Annotated in this window: 14 protein-coding genes and 2 pseudogenes; 7 read left to right on the plus strand and 9 right to left on the minus strand. The window is 52.0% G+C overall.

The window, feature by feature from the left end; genetic code table 11:
- Positions 1-15: 15 nt before the first annotated feature.
- Positions 16-1,575 (plus strand): aminotransferase class III-fold pyridoxal phosphate-dependent enzyme, encoded by a 1,560-nt coding sequence (locus B5F35_RS13690; RefSeq protein WP_087241904.1) that lies wholly within the window; start codon positions 16-18, stop codon positions 1,573-1,575.
- Positions 1,572-2,702: a Gfo/Idh/MocA family protein gene (locus B5F35_RS13695; RefSeq protein WP_087241906.1), complete on the plus strand. Its 1,131-nt coding sequence runs from the start codon at positions 1,572-1,574 to the stop codon at positions 2,700-2,702. Before B5F35_RS13690 ends, B5F35_RS13695 begins: the two co-directional genes overlap by 4 nt.
- Before the next feature lie 94 nt (positions 2,703-2,796).
- Here the strand turns inward: B5F35_RS13695 and B5F35_RS13700 are convergent, their stop codons facing one another.
- From B5F35_RS13700 to B5F35_RS13710, 3 genes are read right to left on the minus strand one after another with little or no spacing between them, the layout of a single operon-like run.
- Positions 2,797-3,756 carry a D-2-hydroxyacid dehydrogenase gene (locus B5F35_RS13700; RefSeq protein ID WP_087241908.1) on the minus strand — a complete coding sequence of 320 codons (960 nt, stop codon included), beginning with the start codon at positions 3,754-3,756 and terminating at the stop codon, positions 2,797-2,799.
- Positions 3,757-3,760: 4 nt separating this feature from the next.
- Positions 3,761-4,522, minus strand: a complete 762-nt coding sequence (locus B5F35_RS13705) for an HpcH/HpaI aldolase family protein (RefSeq protein WP_087241910.1) — start codon at positions 4,520-4,522, stop codon at positions 3,761-3,763.
- Positions 4,523-4,550: 28 nt separating this feature from the next.
- Complete coding sequence (locus B5F35_RS13710; protein WP_087241912.1) at positions 4,551-5,558, minus strand: sugar kinase; 1,008 nt, start codon at positions 5,556-5,558, stop codon at positions 4,551-4,553.
- A gap of 232 nt (positions 5,559-5,790) precedes the next feature.
- On the opposite strand from B5F35_RS13710, the gene B5F35_RS13715 reads away from it, so the two are divergent.
- Entirely contained in the window at positions 5,791-6,864 is a 1,074-nt protein-coding gene (locus B5F35_RS13715; protein WP_087241914.1) for a LacI family DNA-binding transcriptional regulator, read from the plus strand.
- 567 nt (positions 6,865-7,431) lie between these two features.
- Here B5F35_RS13715 and B5F35_RS13720 read toward each other — a convergent pair.
- The gene (locus tag B5F35_RS13720) at positions 7,432-7,836 is read right to left on the minus strand and encodes a DUF2284 domain-containing protein (RefSeq protein WP_087241916.1); all 405 of its coding nucleotides are present in this window, start codon (positions 7,834-7,836) and stop codon (positions 7,432-7,434) included.
- Positions 7,837-7,875: 39 nt separating this feature from the next.
- On the minus strand, positions 7,876-8,637 hold the full coding sequence (locus B5F35_RS13725) for a 4Fe-4S binding protein (protein ID WP_087241918.1): 762 nt from the start codon (positions 8,635-8,637) through the stop codon (positions 7,876-7,878).
- 290 nt (positions 8,638-8,927) lie between these two features.
- Here B5F35_RS13725 and B5F35_RS13730 point away from each other — a divergent pair, with 290 nt between their 5' ends.
- The gene (locus B5F35_RS13730; protein WP_087241920.1) at positions 8,928-9,374 is read left to right on the plus strand and encodes an Rrf2 family transcriptional regulator; all 447 of its coding nucleotides are present in this window, start codon (positions 8,928-8,930) and stop codon (positions 9,372-9,374) included.
- 182 nt (positions 9,375-9,556) lie between these two features.
- Here B5F35_RS13730 and B5F35_RS13735 read toward each other — a convergent pair.
- From B5F35_RS13735 to B5F35_RS19685, 4 genes and pseudogenes are all read right to left on the minus strand, one after another.
- Positions 9,557-10,225: pseudogene (locus tag B5F35_RS13735) on the minus strand (response regulator transcription factor); the annotation flags it as partial.
- Positions 10,226-10,292: 67 nt separating this feature from the next.
- Positions 10,293-10,652, minus strand: a complete 360-nt coding sequence (locus B5F35_RS13740; protein ID WP_087241924.1) for a hypothetical protein — start codon at positions 10,650-10,652, stop codon at positions 10,293-10,295.
- Positions 10,653-10,715: 63 nt separating this feature from the next.
- A pseudogene (locus B5F35_RS13745) lies at positions 10,716-11,226 on the minus strand (radical SAM protein); the annotation flags it as partial.
- Positions 11,204-11,344 (minus strand): hypothetical protein, encoded by a 141-nt coding sequence (locus tag B5F35_RS19685; protein WP_162611431.1) that lies wholly within the window; start codon positions 11,342-11,344, stop codon positions 11,204-11,206. The gene B5F35_RS19685 and the pseudogene B5F35_RS13745, both read right to left, overlap by 23 nt.
- Before the next feature lie 184 nt (positions 11,345-11,528).
- On the opposite strand from B5F35_RS19685, the gene B5F35_RS13750 reads away from it, so the two are divergent.
- The 3 genes from B5F35_RS13750 to B5F35_RS13760 all read left to right on the plus strand — a co-directional run bounded on the left by B5F35_RS13750 (position 11,529) and on the right by B5F35_RS13760 (position 15,409).
- Complete coding sequence (locus B5F35_RS13750; protein ID WP_330396273.1) at positions 11,529-14,150, plus strand: calcium-translocating P-type ATPase, PMCA-type; 2,622 nt, start codon at positions 11,529-11,531, stop codon at positions 14,148-14,150.
- A gap of 249 nt (positions 14,151-14,399) precedes the next feature.
- Positions 14,400-15,212: a sugar-binding domain-containing protein gene (locus B5F35_RS13755; protein WP_162611432.1), complete on the plus strand. Its 813-nt coding sequence runs from the start codon at positions 14,400-14,402 to the stop codon at positions 15,210-15,212.
- Entirely contained in the window at positions 15,152-15,409 is a 258-nt protein-coding gene (locus B5F35_RS13760; RefSeq protein ID WP_442856482.1) for a carboxymuconolactone decarboxylase family protein, read from the plus strand. Before B5F35_RS13755 ends, B5F35_RS13760 begins: the two co-directional genes overlap by 61 nt.
- The last annotated feature ends 165 nt before the right edge of the window (positions 15,410-15,574 follow it).

Genomic DNA, 15,574 nt, shown 5'->3' on the forward strand with positions numbered 1-15,574 from the left:
AAGGAGATGTTTTCCATGCTGCACAATATTCGCCGCTCCCTGGCCGATCTTCTCGCCCGCGCATACCTGGATGGTGTCATCGCCTCCCGTTCCGCTCTTACCGGGGAGGATCCTGCTGTGCTCCGGGCCATCGCGGAGGAGAAGGCAGACTTTTATCCGGAGGCCTTTGCCGCCCGCCAGGAATCGCTGATGTCCCATCTGGGGGAAACCCTTGTACCTGCTTTCCAGGATACCGAAAACGGTGCGCCCACGGATTCCTACCGGGCCGCCCAGCACAGCTCGGCGGCCCCTCTCAGCGGGCTGGGGGCCTTCCGCATAGGAGAAGACGGGAGACTGTACCTTGCCGCCAAGAGCGAGCATTATCACATCCCGCTGGGACATTCCTTCCCAGGCTACGCCCTGCTGGAAAATGCCAAAAAGCTGGGGATCCCCAACGCCACCCATAACAATACGCGCGGCTTTATCACCCGCACGCTGGAACGGCGGCTCATCGCCGCGGCCAACGGGATGAAACCGGACGATCCGGCGCTGGAAACTATCCTGCATGAAAAAAAGCCCGGCACCCTGAGCTGTGTCATCAATCTGGAAACCGGCTCTTTGGCTGTGGAAGCCGCCCTGAAAATGATGCTGGCACGCTTCTACTCCCTCGACGGCAAAAAAGCCCTTTACGAGGGGCGGATCCCGGTATTTCTGGTAATGGCGGACAACGCAGGCGGCATTACGGCCGGTTATCACGGCACTACCGTTCTGGCCCAGACACTGCGGGGGCTATGGCCAGGTTTCACGGAAAAAGCCGGCCAAATGGATCTGTACAAAGTGATATCCGTCCCCATCAACGACCCCGAAGCCTTTGCGGCAGCGGTGCATCGCTGGAATGAGGGCCCATATAAAACCGCTGGCTTCTGTCATGAAATTGTGATGATGAACTATGGCGGCATCCGCCTGTCCGAAAGCTTCCTTCAGGCGGCATATCGCGTCTGCCATGAAACCGACACCCCGGTGCTCTGCGATGAGATCCAGTCCTGCGCCTGGTATCAGGGATTGTTTTTGTTCCGCCGCTATGGGCTGACTCCGGATTTTGTATCCATCGGAAAAGGCTTCCCCGGCGGCTGCTACCCGGCGAGCAAAATTTTAACCAGCGGCGCGTTTGACAGTCTGAATCAGTTCGGCGCGCTGGTCACCAACGGTCAGGAGGAGCTTGCCAGCCTTGCCTACCTTATCACGATGGAATTCATCGCCGCCAACGGGGAGCATATCGAACAGATCGGCCGCCGCTACCACGAGAAGGCCGCGGCCGTGGCCGCACGGCATCCGCGTATCTGCACCGGCGTGGAAGGCGACGCCCATATGACGGCCCTTTGCTTTGACAGCGTGGAGGACGCAGTCGCCTTCTGCAGCGCCATGAACCACAGCCGCTGCGTGGATATCAGCGCCCAGACCTACAAACCGAACTGCCCGCCGGTAGCGCTGACCAAGCTCCCCTTGATTTTGACAGAACCCATGATCGATCGTTTGGTGGCTGTCATGGAGGAGGAGCTGACCGCGCTGGAGCAGCGGAAGGAGGGGGTACAATGAACCGTCCCGTGCGTTTCGGAGTTATTGGATGCGGCCTGATGGGCCGGGAATTCGCCAGTGTATCCATGCGTTGGCTGCACCTTGCCGCGGATCTGCCGCGTCCGGTGATTGTGGCTGCCTGTGATCTGTCCCCATCCAATCTGGATTGGTTTCGCCAGGTGCCTGATACCCGTTATTTCTACTCCGATTATAAAGAACTGCTGGCCAATCCGGAGGTGGAAGCTGTATACTGCGCCGTGCCGCACCATCTGCATGCGCAGGTATACAGCGACGTCATCCGGGCGGGGAAGCATCTGCTGGGAGAGAAGCCCTTCGGCATGGATCTGGCTGCTTGTAAAAGCATCCGCCAGGCCATGGCGGAGCATCCGGAGGTCTTTGTTCGATGCGCCAGCGAATTTCCCTATTATCCGGCCGTACAGCAAATGGTGCGCTGGTACCGGGAAGGCGCTTTTGGCCGTATTATAGAAGCACGCTTTTCCATCAAACACTCCTCCGATATGGATCTGAATAAGCCTATCAACTGGAAGCGAATGCGCGCTGCCAATGGAGATTATGGCTGCATGGGTGATCTGGGCATCCATACACAGCATCTCCCCTTCCGCCTGGGAATGTACCCGCGCACGGTCAGCGCACAGCTGGCAAACCTGGCTCCCACCCGCCCCAATGAAAAAGGGGAACAGGTTCCCTGCGAAACCTGGGACAACGCAATCCTGCTCTGTGAGGCAGAGAATATCGCAGGAGACCGATTCCCCATGCAGATGGAAATGAAGCGAATGGCTCCCGGCTGTACCAACACGGTGGAATATGAAATCTATGGTCTTACCATGTCCGCCAAATTTTCCACCGACGACCCCAACGCAATCCGCTATACCCAGTCAGTGGGACGTGAACAGGCCTGGGCCCGCCTGGTGGTGGGGCAAAAGCCTTTGTACCCGGTGATCACCGGTTCTATCTTTGAGTTCGGTTTCTCCGATTCCCTCCTGCAAATGTTCGCTGCCTTTGTAAGTGAGCTGAGAGGGCTGGACTGCTCCTTCGGCTGCTTTACGCCCGACGAAGCAGAACAAAGCCACCGTCTGCTCACCGCCGCGCTGGAATCCTATACCCAGCGCCGGGTGATGGAGCTGTAAACGCAAAACATCCTCACAAAATGGAAAAAGCTTGCCGCCTGAGTCAAAGAGCAGACGGCAAGCTTTTTTAATCGGACAAACTGAAAACTGCGTTTCAGGGATTCACCACATTCTGCGGGCTGCCTGCGAGCCAGGCTTTCAAATTATCCACCGCAATATCCATCAGCCGCTGGCGGCTCTCCTTGGGCGCCCAGGCAATATGAGGCGTGATCAGGCAGTTTGGTTCCTTCATCAGAGGATTGTCCGGCCGGGCCGGTTCCACCGTCAGGACATCCAGTCCCGCCCCCGCGACCTTGCCGGTGTGCAGCGCGTCCGCAAGTGCCTGCTCATCAATCAGCGGTCCCCGCGAGGTATTGATCAGCAGCACCCCGTCCTTCATGCGGGCAATGGCCTCCCGATTGATCATCTCCCGGTTGCTTTCAAACAGGGGGCAGTGCAGGCTGATCACGTCACTGGCGGCCAGAAGCTCCTCCAGCGATACCATGCGGGCCACTCCATCCGAACCGGCAGAGACGTGCGCGTCGCAGGCCAGGACCTCCATACCAAAGGCCGCGGCAAGCTTGGCGGCAGCCCGTCCGATGCGTCCATATCCCACAACGCCAAAAGTTTTGCCCGCCAACTCGATCAAAGGCGTATTCCAGTAACAGAAGTCCGGACAGCGGCTCCAATCCCCCGCCTTGACCGACCGGCTGTGGTCTCCCACATGATGGCACAGTTCCAGCAGCAAAGCCATGACAAACTGAGCCACCGCAGCAGTCCCATAGGTAGGAATATTGCAGACCGGCACCCCATGGCTTCTGGCGGCAGCAATATCCACCACATTATACCCGGTCGCCAGCACTCCAATGTATTGAAGCTCCGGCGCCAGTGCGGCCAATGTTTCCGCATTCAGAGGGGTTTTGTTGGTCAGGAGCACCTGCGCCCCTTTCGCACGGGCCAGAATCTCATCGGCAGCCGTGCGGTCGTAAACCGTCATATCCCCCAGCGCTTCAAACCCCTCCCAGCTCAGATCCCCGGGGTTCTCCGTATATCCGTCCAAAACTACAATTTTCATTGGGTCACTCTCCTTTCAGCCCGGCCAGGCCCGCAGCTCCCAAAGCCAGAAGGCCCGAATCGCTGTTCCACATATTGCACTGCATGCCGCGGCTGAGCCAGGGCCTGAGCGGTTCCGAGCTGCCAAAGTGAACGCCTGAAAACTTGCCTGCCGCCTGAGCCGCAGCGATCACACGCTCAAAGGCGGCCACGATCTCCGGATCGTCAAAGTGATCCAGTTTACCATAATCCTGAGTCATATCATTGGGACCGATAAAGGCCACATCAATGCCCTCTACCGCCACAATCTCCTCGATATGCTCCACTCCGGCCCTGGATTCAATCTGGCAGAGCAGAAGCGTGTCCTCATTGGATTGTTTCATATAATCCGGACCGTTTACCTTTTTGAAATCCGTGTGCGGACGGGACAGCGACACTCCCCTGTGTCCCATCGGCGCATATTTGGCGCAGTCCACCAGCATCCGCGCCTGATCGGCAGACTCGGTGTTGGGCAGAAGCAGCCCGGAAGCTCCCATCTCCATGAATTTGAGAGCATGCTCCCGCCGCATTTCCGGAATACGCACCAAGCCTGGCATTCCAATTCCGCGCGCTTCAGCCAGAATATTAGCCACCTCCCGGGTGGTGAAGGCTCCATGCTCACAATCCACAATAAAAAAATCAAAGCCCGCATTTTGCAGCAGACGGGCAATATCCGGACAGGCAAAGGTAGTCACCATGGTACCCAAAATCTGCTCACCCGCCCGAAGCCGCTGTTTTAACCCTGCCATAATCATACACTCTCCTTTATCATTTCGTTTACATGACCTCATTCAAAGACGCTGTACTCACCGGACAAACCCCGGAAGCCATCAGTTCCTCCACCTCCGCGCGATCCGGCAGCGCCATCCCGACGGCGCCTTTCCGCCGGATGGCCAGAGTACCCGCACAGTTGCAGAAGCAGGCTAACCGCGCCAGCTCCATCCCTTCCTGTATTCCTACGCAGAGAGCGGCGGCAAAGGTATCCCCTGCGCCTGTGGGATCAACAGGCGGCTGGTCAATGCCCGGAGCAAAGGCCACCTCCCCGTCCCGGCTCAGCACAGCCCCATCCTTATCACGGGTCAAGGCCACCACACGGGGGCCCATGGCATGCAGCGCGCGGAGCACGGCTCCTATCTCCTTCTCCCCGGTTACAATCCGTCCTTCCTCCAGCGTGGGCGCCACAATATCAGCGCACCGTACAGCCCAGAGCATTCTTTCCCGGGCTTCCTCATTGCCGCTGAGCTCCGGGCGGATATTGGGATCGAAAGACACCAGCACCCCATGGGCCCTGGCAATTTCCACCGCCCTGCGGCAGGCTCCCCGCATCTGAGGGGTTAACTCCAGCAGCATCCCCGGGAAATGGATTGCAAAGGCGGAGGCAATATATGTTTCATCCAAATCGTCGGCGCAGAGGGTGCTTCCCACGGAATTTTTCCGATAGTATTGATAATTGCGCCCTTTCGATAAGTACTCCAGAAACGCCAGACCCAACTGTCCGTTCTCCGCCTGCACCAGATGGCTGATATCCACCCCTTGTTCACGCAGGGTGTGGGTGGCCATGCGGCTCAGGCTGTCTGTCCCCACCTTGCCGATAAAACCGCTGTCGGCGCCCAGAAGAGCGGCTGCGCAGGCAAAAATACCGGCAGAGCCGCTGACTGTTTTGATCACCGGACCCTCGTCCTCTATGCGCATCCCGTCGCGCTCCGGAATCAGATCGATCAAAAGCTCTCCCAGTGCAAGGATCATGCCGCTTTTGTACTGTTGTGTGCTGCACATGTTGTCCATCGCTGTTCACACCGCCTTTACTGTGAGAATCGCTAATCAAATCATTAGTAATAATCGTGTTATATAAATAAAATATAACACCTACAGTATATGCCCCAAAAGCTTTTGTGTCAATAGGATATGGCCGGTTACAGCGCCAAAAGATTTTTTATGAATTTGGGCAGTTTGTTTGACTTTTTCTTCAAGGTCTTTTATAATATTAATATAATATTATTAAAGAGAGGCACGTCACATGAAAAAAGCCACTTCTCAGGATGTTGCCCGTCTGGCCGGCGTATCCCAGGCTACCGTATCCCTGATCCTGAATAACAGTGACAAAATTACCTTCAGCAGCGAAACCAAGGAAAGAGTCTTTGCCGCTGCGCAGGAGCTGAATTATGAGCTGCCCCGGCGAAAAAAACAACCCAACAAAAAAAACAACCGTATGCTTTTGGTGCTGACTCCCACCTTGACGAATCCATATTATTCCGAATTGATTCAAGCGGTGGAAGATTACGCGGATTCTCTGGGATACCGGGTGATTGTCTGCAACACCTTTCGTAAGTCCGATTTGGAAAAATATTATCTGGACACATTCCTCGGCAGTCATGTGGATGGATTGATTTACACCTTTTTGCCAAGCTTCCCTCATCTGATTGAACAGGTTTCCTCCACCACACCGGTGGTTATCATCGGCGAAAAGGAAGAAGATTTGGCAATCTGTTCCATTGAGCTGAGCAATGTGAACGCGGGCGCCATGCTGGCGGAACATCTGTATCAGCTGGGACATAGAAAGCTGGCGTTTCTCTCCACCCCGTTCAACCAGTTTACACTGGCCAGAGGACAGCGTCTGGAAGGAATCCGCCGGCAGCTGGAATCGCATGGTCTCACCGACGGACTGAAAGCCATTGTGGAGGATCCGCGCGCTGAAACCGATATGCAGGACGGCGGTTTACCTTATGAATATATTGTGGGAAGGCGGCTCGCCGCAGAGTTCCTGCGCAGGAAAGAGGATGCAACCGCCCTGATCGGCGTCAATGATATGACCGCACTGGGCATCCTGAACGAATTGCAGGCACAGGGCTTCCATATACCGCGGGATTACTCGGTATGCGGCTTTGACAACATTTTTGCTTCCAGTGTCACTACCCCTACCCTAACTACCATTGACCATCATTTGTACACCCGCTGCCGATCGGCTGTGGACATGATCCTTTCTCAGAATGAAAAACGCGCTTCTGCACAGCCTGCCATGGTGAATAAAATTGAATATACCCCTCAGCTGATTGTGCGTGGGTCAACAGGTCCTTGCGGTACAACAGCATAAAAACAGGATAAAGAATTTCGCATGGAGTTTTCTTCAAAAGAAAAGGCACCCTCTCCACCACCGGAAAGGGTGCTTTGTTTCTATATGCGATTAAAAGTACCGCTGACGAACTGATATCAAATAGATTTGTCCACCGTATTGTGCTATACTTTTCTGAAAAAACGGTAAATCGGAATTTGAGGAGGAATATATGCTTGATGTAAATCGATTGTCATCCAATTTATTGCTTACAAAAAGCGGATGGAACCGTTCCTATAAAATTGACATTGAAAAGCATTATCAAGAATGTGAAAAGGATAAGCATTTCCCTCAAGTGCCGATTCAAGAATTATTCCGAACAGCAAGAGATATTATTGAAACTTTAGATGGAATTTGCATCAAAAATCTGCACCCGGAGTTAGGTCTTGGCAGTTCCTGTGATGTAATCGAGTTTTCCTATTTTAATTATGATAGATTAAGTCATTCAGAACTGTTATCCATTCAATCTACAATCAACCGTAAAGCTCTTTTTATCGGCATCGGTTATGACATTATAGGAGATTGGCTGGTGGATGAAAGCGGAGCAATTTATTTTCGGAATAAGCTTCGAAATAAACTACATATGGTATCACAAAACATATATCCTTCATTGGACAAAAGCAAGAAATCGTGCAGCTGTGCTTTGGCCAATCCATACAGACGGTCACACAGGTCTTTGAAAGCGTCATGCCCTTTGAGCATCCCTTCATAGTCGAAGGAATCCGTCAGAGGATATATGGCACTGAATACCAGAGCTTTCTGATAATGGAGGCAGCGCTCGCGGCATGCATGGACGCTTCCAACGGCCGGAGGGCAAGCCCAGGTTTTTCCATACAGCCGGCAGACATTGCTCTCACAAATCTTTTGGATCTCTGCTTCAAAAGGAATTTCAGCTGCTGCAATCACTCCGTATTCGTGGATACCGGTTTCCTTCAGAGCACTCTCCCAAAGCATGATTCCATCATCTTCTTTCCCGTCCTGATGTTTTCATGGTTAAAGGAACAGTTCACAGCTTTTCCGATCGAAGCATACCTTTTTGAGCATCAGGCTGACGGCGGAGAGCATAACCGAATTGACTCTGCGGGCGGAATGAGGGCATACGGAAACACAGCGCATACAGGAGATACATGCCTTTTCATCCACTTTTTGCGGATTTTCCTTGTCGATGGCCTGTACAGGACATTTTGCCGCACAGACGCCGCAGCCCGTACACTCCTTTGTAGGTTTCGGTACCATACCGGCACCGGAGGTCTTTTTGTACGGGCGGCTACCGGGGATCGCGGGCTCCGAAAAATCTCCCGCGGAGAGCTTGCTCTGAATCTGTTTTGCAAACTCAGAAAGCTGCTCCGCATCCTGCGCGTCGGGCCTGCCGGAGGCAAACTGCCGTGCAATCGAGTGTTCCGCCACAGCGGCAACGGCAGCGACAACCTGAAAGCCAGCCTGCTTTGCGGCATCCTCCAGCTCCACCAGTGTATCTTCGTAAGCACGGTTGCCGTAAACGCAAACCAAAATCGCCCGAGCACCCTGCCCGTTCAGCATAGTCAGCCGTTCCACAGCAACAGAGGGAACACGTCCCGCGTAAGACGGAACCGAAATAACCGCTGTGTCCTCCTTTGTCAGGGAAACCGCATGAAAATCCTGCTTGCCGTCGGTCAGGTCAACATGCGTCACTTCTCCTCCCAATGCGTCTGTCAAAAGTGCGGCTGCCTTTTGGGTGCCGCCCGTAGGACTAAATACAATGTCATAGAGTTTCATGAAAGATATCCCCCTTTTGATTTTATCTCACCAATGTGCCAGGACAAATCTCTTTGCGTCATCGAGAATCCATGGGTTTATCCAGGACTGTACCTTTTGTTGTTCCACAACAGCCTGATGTGTTTTTCTGGGATCTCACTTGCATTTTCCTTGAGAACCGGTAAAATGATAGGTGTAACAAATGAAACTCCTATATCTTCTACAGTGTATCATCCCATCGATGTAATGTCAATATTTACAACAAATGCAAATCAAGATTGATTTGGTTGGAAAGGGTGCCGGATACGAATATGCAAATCAGTATGAAATGCTCCATTGCGGTGCACTGTCTGATATTTATCCATGAAGCAAGGGGGATCGCAAAAGTAACCAGCAATTTGCTGTCTGAAAGTACGGGCTGCAATCCTGTTGTGATCCGCAATATTCTCAGCGCTTTGAAAAAAGCGGGGCTCATCTCCGTTCCAAGAGGAACCGGCGGTGCAAAGCTGTGCGCTGACCCCTCCCAAATCACCCTGTACCAAATCTATACCGCACTGGAACCGAACGGCGCTACTTCCCTGATTGGGATCCATCCCTGCCAGGGACGTCCATGTCCGGTGGCACAAAATATCCGCAGAGTCCTGGAAACCCCTTACCACAAGATTGAGGATTCCATCCGGGAAACGATGGAGGAAATCACACTGCAATCCATGATCGATGATTTTCAGCGCATGACCCGGCAAAGCGGCATTTCCTGAAGCAAAGCCGCGGCTTTGGCGATGTTCTCCTCCCGGACCGCCGCCAAAAATATAAATTTTTCCAAAAATGGTCGATATAAACAGGATACAAGCCAGCGTCAATCTTGTTCTAAGACTCAACTTGATGCGCTTTTGAGGATTCCGAAGCTGATCGTAAGTTTCCTTCGCCCTGTTCCTTTTCCTTGCTTTTCCACCTTATATCCCACACCCCGCATAGTGATAATCCGAAAATCCTCATTCTCACGCAGCCGTTCCCTCAATCGTCCAATATGAACATCGATGGTATGAGTATCGCTGCTGGAATCGTACCCCCATACATCATCCATCAGCTGCTGACGTGTAAAGATCCTGCCCGGATAAGAAACCAGTTTATAAAGCAGCATAAATTCCTTTTGGGGAAGGACAATTTTCTTGTCCCCAAATTTGACGGTAAAAGTGTCATATTCCAAAACAGTGGCGCCAATGCTCTGTTTGCGCTCATGAATCATTTGTGCCCGGCGCAGCAGAGCCTGCACACGAAGTATCATTTCGTTGACATTGATAGGCTTGACCATATAATCATCTGTGCCTGAGAGAAATCCCATACGCATATCATCAAAGGCATCCTTGGCGGTAATCATCAAAATCGGTGTGGTATTTCCGGCATCCCGAAGCGAGCGGACCAACTCATAGCCATCCATTTGGGGCATCATAATGTCGGAAATAATCAGATCATAGTGCTCTTTCTCGATTGCGTCGAGCGCTTCCTTTCCGTTGGATACTTCCTTTGCACTGTAACCGTTCTTAATCAAAACATGTGCAAACAAGCGGCAAAGCTCCCTGTCATCCTCCGCAACTAAAATTTGAAACATTTCTATCTACTCCCTGAATTGTCTCATCTCTGTTTTTCGCCAATCAACGGGTTTGATTGCGCGGGTATCATCTAAAACCAACAAAACAACCCCCGCTTTTCCCATAACATCCGACACTATAGTACAAAGACATTCCAACAATGTCAACCATTCCAAAAGCTTTTGCCGTTTGCCTCAGTTGAAAATCATCGGCACCCTGTATCCCTGATGTTTCCAAAGCAATCACACAGCAAACCAGCAGAAATACGCCTGCATCCGCACAGTGCCTCTTTCCGCTGACGCTGTGCTTGCTGCAGGCGTATTCGTCTCCTCCACGAATTTCCTGGATGCTTTCCAGAATATTCTGCCATTGAGAAACCAAACTACTTCCAGCAGCCTGCATGGTACGCCTGTCTTTCCCCGACAGCACAAACCGTTTATAGGCCATCCTTTCCTGGTGCAGGCGCCGCATCCATCACAGGAATGGCTGCTCTCTCAAAGCTCATTGGCTTTCGGCGTCATGCTGGAAATTAATGGTGAAAATTGGCTTGGTATTTCTGTAAGAACGGATTCTCCTGTACATGATTTCACGCTGCCCGGGAGTGGGTAAGAGTTCCGGAACCGCCTCGTTTCCAACAGGCATGTAATGGAAGAACCAGGCAAACTTCGCGCCCATTTCGACCAGCATATCCATGTACCCGTTCTGAGCTGAGTGATTCCACATTGGCAGAGGTGTAGCAGCAGGAAACGCCAAAGGGAAGCTTTTTCTCTTTTAGGATGCACATCGCCTGCATGACCTTCTGGCAGGCCCCTTTTCCTCGTCTGGAATCAGTGGCTTCCTCAAACCCTTTAATGCTGATGGCCGGGATAAAATTCTTGACCCGAAGGATTTCATTGGCTAATGTTTCATCAATCAATGCCCTGTTCGTAAAGGCGAGGAATTCGCAATCTGGATGCGCTTCGCAGAGACGGATCACATCGTCCTTTCGCACCAGGGGCTCACCGCCGGAGAATATATACATACTTATCAGCCCATTCCAGCAGATTCGGCATGCTCTTATCCGGATCCTCATCCAGATATTTCAGAATCTGTTTCACAGCAAACGCCTGCATATTCTCTTTCATTGTTTTATCTCTCATGATAGACATCCTTTCTGAAAAATAACGGTTTTTACCGCGGTTTGTCTTTCATGATAAAAGTGTTTTTTCAACTCATACTCAATTCTTCCTCAACAATTGTTGATATACAGTTGAAGAACAGTTTAATTGTGTTTCCTATACTCTGTAAGGAAGAGATTCCAAACAGCAGATTAGAATGGAGGAAATGAAATTGTCATCTCACAGTAAACCAATCAGCGATGTTCTGAAACACCTCAAGGTGGATCCATCAACAGGCCTCTCATCCGCAGAAGTGCTCTCCAGAAGAAACCAATACGGAGAAAACAAACTTCGCGAAAAAAAGAAGAAAACCACTTTCCAACGTTTTCTGGAGCAATTCAAAGATGTTATGATTCTCATCTTAATTGCTGCTGCGATAATTTCTTTTGTTGTCGTCTGTGTGGAAAAGAACTGGGGAGAACTCTTTGAACCGGCTCTGATTTTGCTGATCGTGATCCTCAACGCAGTTATGGGCGTTTATCAGGAGGGCAAAGCGGAAAAGGCACTGGACGCATTAAAAAACATGTCCGCTCCCCACGCCCGTGTCATCCGCAGCGGCAAGGAGGAAATCATTGCCGCTGCGGAACTGGTCCCCGGCGATATCATCCGTTTGGAGGCCGGTGATTTTGTTCCCGCGGACGCAAGGCTTCTGCACAGTGTAAGCCTGAAAAGCGAGGAGTCCGCATTGACCGGCGAATCGGTTCCCTCTGAAAAGGATGCCGCCGCAGAAGTTGCCGAAAAAGCCCCACTGGGCGATCGCAATAATATGGTATTTTCCGGATGCAGCATTACCTATGGCACCGCCACCGCCGTGGTCACCGCAACAGGTATGGATACGGAGATGGGGAAAATTGCAAATCTTCTGGATCATGAAGAAGAAACGCAAACACCCTTGCAGCAGAAGCTTGCCAAACTTGGAAAATATCTCGGCATCATGGCTCTGGCCGCCTGTGCCATCATCTTCGTGGTCGGTCTCGCCAACGGTATCCCGGTTCTTGAAATATTCATGACGGCTGTATCGCTGGCCGTATCCGCTATTCCCGAGGGCCTGCCTGCCATTGTGACCATCGTTCTGTCCATTGGCGTGCAGAGAATGGTCAAGAAAAATGCGCTGATCCGCAAACTTCCCGCTGTGGAAACCCTGGGAAGCGCATCGGTTATCTGTTCGGATAAAACAGGCACATTGACGCAAAACCGGATGACTTTGACCAGCGCCTACTGCGACGTATATCTCGATCCGGAAAACATCAGCACCAGCAACACCGAGGGGATTCGAAAGCTTCTGATGTACGGCACTCTCTGCTGCGACGGCTCCGTCACGTTTAACGGCAGCGAAGAAGTGCATATTGGCGATCCCACCGAAACCGCGATTGTCCTGGCCGCACATAAAAACGGTATGCCAAAGGACAAGCTGAATAAAAAATATCCCCGCCTGGCGGAGATCCCTTTTGACTCAGACCGGAAAAGAATGACCACCGTCAATAAAATGGATGGCAAAAACATTGTGATTGTCAAGGGTGCTTTCGACGTCATGGAACCTCTCTGCGTAAAGGGCGATCTCAAGGCCGCAAGATCCATTACGGAGTCCATGAGTGAAAAGGCACTGCGCGTTCTTGCCATCGCTTATAAGGAGATTGATGTTATTCCCGAAGAACCCTCTCCGGAAGAGCTGGAAAGCGGGCTTACCTTTATGGGGCTGGTGGGGATGATCGATCCGCCCCGGCCTGAAGCAAAAGAGGCGGTATCTGTGTGCCGCAAAGCCGGCATCAAGCCTGTCATGATCACTGGCGACCATGTAGTTACCGCATCTGCCATTGCGCGGGAACTGGGAATTCTTGAGGAAGGGGATCGTGCGATTACCGGCACGGAGCTCGATGCCATGACCGACAGCGAGCTGGACACACAGGTGGAACACATTGCGGTTTATGCCCGTGTATCTCCTGAAAACAAAATCCGCATTGTCAAAGCCTGGCAGCGGAAAGGACAGGTCGTATCCATGACCGGCGACGGTGTGAATGACGCTCCGGCCTTGAAAGCAGCGGATATCGGCTGTGCAATGGGCATCACGGGAACAGACGTTGCCAAGGGTGCTTCCGATATGACGCTGACAGATGATAACTTTGCCACTATTGTGGACGCCGTCCGTGAAGGCCGCGGTATTTATGCCAATATCAAAAAAGTTGTCGGTTTCCTGCTGGGTACCAATATCGGTGAAGTGATCACCGTGTTTCTCGCCATGCTGCTGTGGCATAAGACGCCTCTGTTATCCATGCAGCTGCTCTGGATCAACCTTGTCACCGATTCCATGCCCGCCATTGCCCTGGGGATGGAAGCCGTGGAAGCGGACGTCATGGAGCGCAGGCCCAAGCCGAAAAACGAAGGAATCTTTGCAAACGGACTTGGTGTGCGGGTAGTTCTGCAAGGCATGATGTTTGCGATACTCTCTCTGATCAGCTTCCGTCTGGGTGAGAGCATGACCGGCACATTGGAAGGCGGCCAAACCATGGCGTTCATGGTGCTCGCTCTCTCGCAGATTGTTCAGGCATTCAATATGCGTTCCGATCATTCCTTGTTTCAGATCCGGCCCTTTTCAAATCACACGCTCAACTGGGCTGCACTGATTTCGTTCCTGCTGGTTGCACTCGTCCTGTTCACACCGGTACGGATCGCTTTCGGCCTGGTGATTCTCCCCATGCAGCTGTATCTGATTGCTCTTGGAATGATCCTTGTTCCATTTGTTGTCATGGAGCTTTCCAAAGCCTTGGGACTCATAAGACACACACATTGATGCTTTTTTCCCGGACCGGATGCAAAATCCCCCTGATGCAGCTTCTTTTCCTGCATCAGGGGGATTTGTTCTTGTAAATTGTTTTCCTGCCTGTCATTTGCTCTTCGCCCGGATCTGCAAAGAAAGGAATCATGTCAACTAAAAAAATTGAAATTCAGGAATATTTATTGTAATATAAAGAGATAAAAATTGAAACACACCGCTATGTAACAAATGAGACAGAATTTTCGCCGTAAGGGAGGAAAACAAATGCGAGAAAGGAAAAGCTTTGACGAAGGATGGGCTTTTTCTCTTTGTGATCAAGCGGAAGCAAAGGAACTATGGTTTGACGATTCCTGCTGGGAAAAGGTGACTCTCCCGCATGACTGGGCGATAAACGGCGGTTTTGAAAAACAGGCTCCCAGCGGGGAGAAAGGCGGCTTCACACGCGGAGGAACCGGATGGTACCGCAAGCTGTTTACGGCTGACCAAACTCTGCTGAACCAGGAAGTGTTCCTCACCTTCGATGGAATTTTCATGAACAGCAGTGTTTGGATCAACGGAACGCTGCTGGGAGAATACCCCTATGGATATCTGGGACAGACCTACTGCCTCACCCCACATCTGAAAGCGGGAATCAATTTGCTGGCCGTGCGTGTGGACTGTCAAAATCAGCCGCAAAGCCGGTGGTATAACGGCTGCGGTATCTACCGGCATGTCTGGCTGACCACCTGCGGCCCTGTTTTTACCGCTTTGGATGGGTGGCACATCACTTCCGCGTTCAGCGAAAAGTATGACGCTTGTTTGCAGATAGAAGCACCGCTGGAAAACCGGAGCAGCAGGGAGGAATGTGTCCAGGCCCGGCTGTCGCTGCTGGATCCCGCAGGCAAAGAAGCCGCCGAAAGCTCCTGCATGGTTTCCATCCCTTCCGATGGATATTCCTGCCGGTTTACGCTCGACGTACCCTCCCCCGCTCTTTGGAGCCCCGAATCCCTTTCCCTGTACACCGCACAAATGACGATGTGCTGTTCGGGCAGGTCTGGAGCCGCGAGGATAAGCTCTCCCTGCGGGATCGCTCCTTGATCACGATAGTCTCCCTGATGTCGCAGGGGCTTGTGGACAGCTCCTTTCAATACCATCTGAGCACCGCCAAGCAAAACGGCATTACCCGGCAGGAAATCGCGGAAATTCTGACTCACGCCGCCTTTTACGCCGGATGGCCCAAAGCCTGGGCCGCTTTCCGGATGGCCAAAGAGGTTTGGGATGAACCTCACTCCTGATCGCCATTTTGGCAGCAGCATAGAAAAAGGACCGGGAATTTGTGTTCCCGGTCCTCTCAGCCTGTCGAAAAAGGTCACCGATTGGTAGCCTTTTTCTCGTATAAAGGGAGAAAATGCGGTATAATGAGTTTGGGGTGATAAAAATGCTGGTAAAGAATGCAGAAA

It is taken from the genome of Anaeromassilibacillus sp. An200, from assembly GCF_002160025.1.
Classification (GTDB): Bacteria; Bacillota; Clostridia; order Oscillospirales; family Acutalibacteraceae; genus Caccousia; species Caccousia stercoris.

Bases quoted from the DNA above. Each gene is read 5' to 3' on its own strand.
- B5F35_RS13740 (WP_087241924.1), bottom strand. From the start codon at position 10,652: ATGGCCTATAAACGGTTTGTGCTGTCGGGGAAAGACAGGCGTACCATG.
- B5F35_RS13720 (WP_087241916.1), bottom strand. From the start codon at position 7,836: ATGCTTTGGGAGAGTGCTCTGAAGGAAACCGGTATCCACGAATACGGA.
- B5F35_RS13710 (WP_087241912.1), bottom strand. From the start codon at position 5,558: ATGGACAACATGTGCAGCACACAACAGTACAAAAGCGGCATGATCCTT.
- B5F35_RS13750 (WP_330396273.1), top strand. From the start codon at position 11,529: ATGAAATTGTCATCTCACAGTAAACCAATCAGCGATGTTCTGAAACAC.
- B5F35_RS13695 (WP_087241906.1), top strand. From the start codon at position 1,572: ATGAACCGTCCCGTGCGTTTCGGAGTTATTGGATGCGGCCTGATGGGC.
- B5F35_RS19685 (WP_162611431.1), bottom strand. From the start codon at position 11,344: ATGAGAGATAAAACAATGAAAGAGAATATGCAGGCGTTTGCTGTGAAA.
- B5F35_RS13725 (WP_087241918.1), bottom strand. From the start codon at position 8,637: ATGAAACTCTATGACATTGTATTTAGTCCTACGGGCGGCACCCAAAAG.
- B5F35_RS13705 (WP_087241910.1), bottom strand. From the start codon at position 4,522: ATGGCAGGGTTAAAACAGCGGCTTCGGGCGGGTGAGCAGATTTTGGGT.
- B5F35_RS13730 (WP_087241920.1), top strand. From the start codon at position 8,928: ATGCAAATCAGTATGAAATGCTCCATTGCGGTGCACTGTCTGATATTT.
- B5F35_RS13715 (WP_087241914.1), top strand. From the start codon at position 5,791: ATGAAAAAAGCCACTTCTCAGGATGTTGCCCGTCTGGCCGGCGTATCC.
- B5F35_RS13755 (WP_162611432.1), top strand. From the start codon at position 14,400: ATGCGAGAAAGGAAAAGCTTTGACGAAGGATGGGCTTTTTCTCTTTGT.
- B5F35_RS13700 (WP_087241908.1), bottom strand. From the start codon at position 3,756: ATGAAAATTGTAGTTTTGGACGGATATACGGAGAACCCCGGGGATCTG.
- B5F35_RS13690 (WP_087241904.1), top strand. From the start codon at position 16: ATGCTGCACAATATTCGCCGCTCCCTGGCCGATCTTCTCGCCCGCGCA.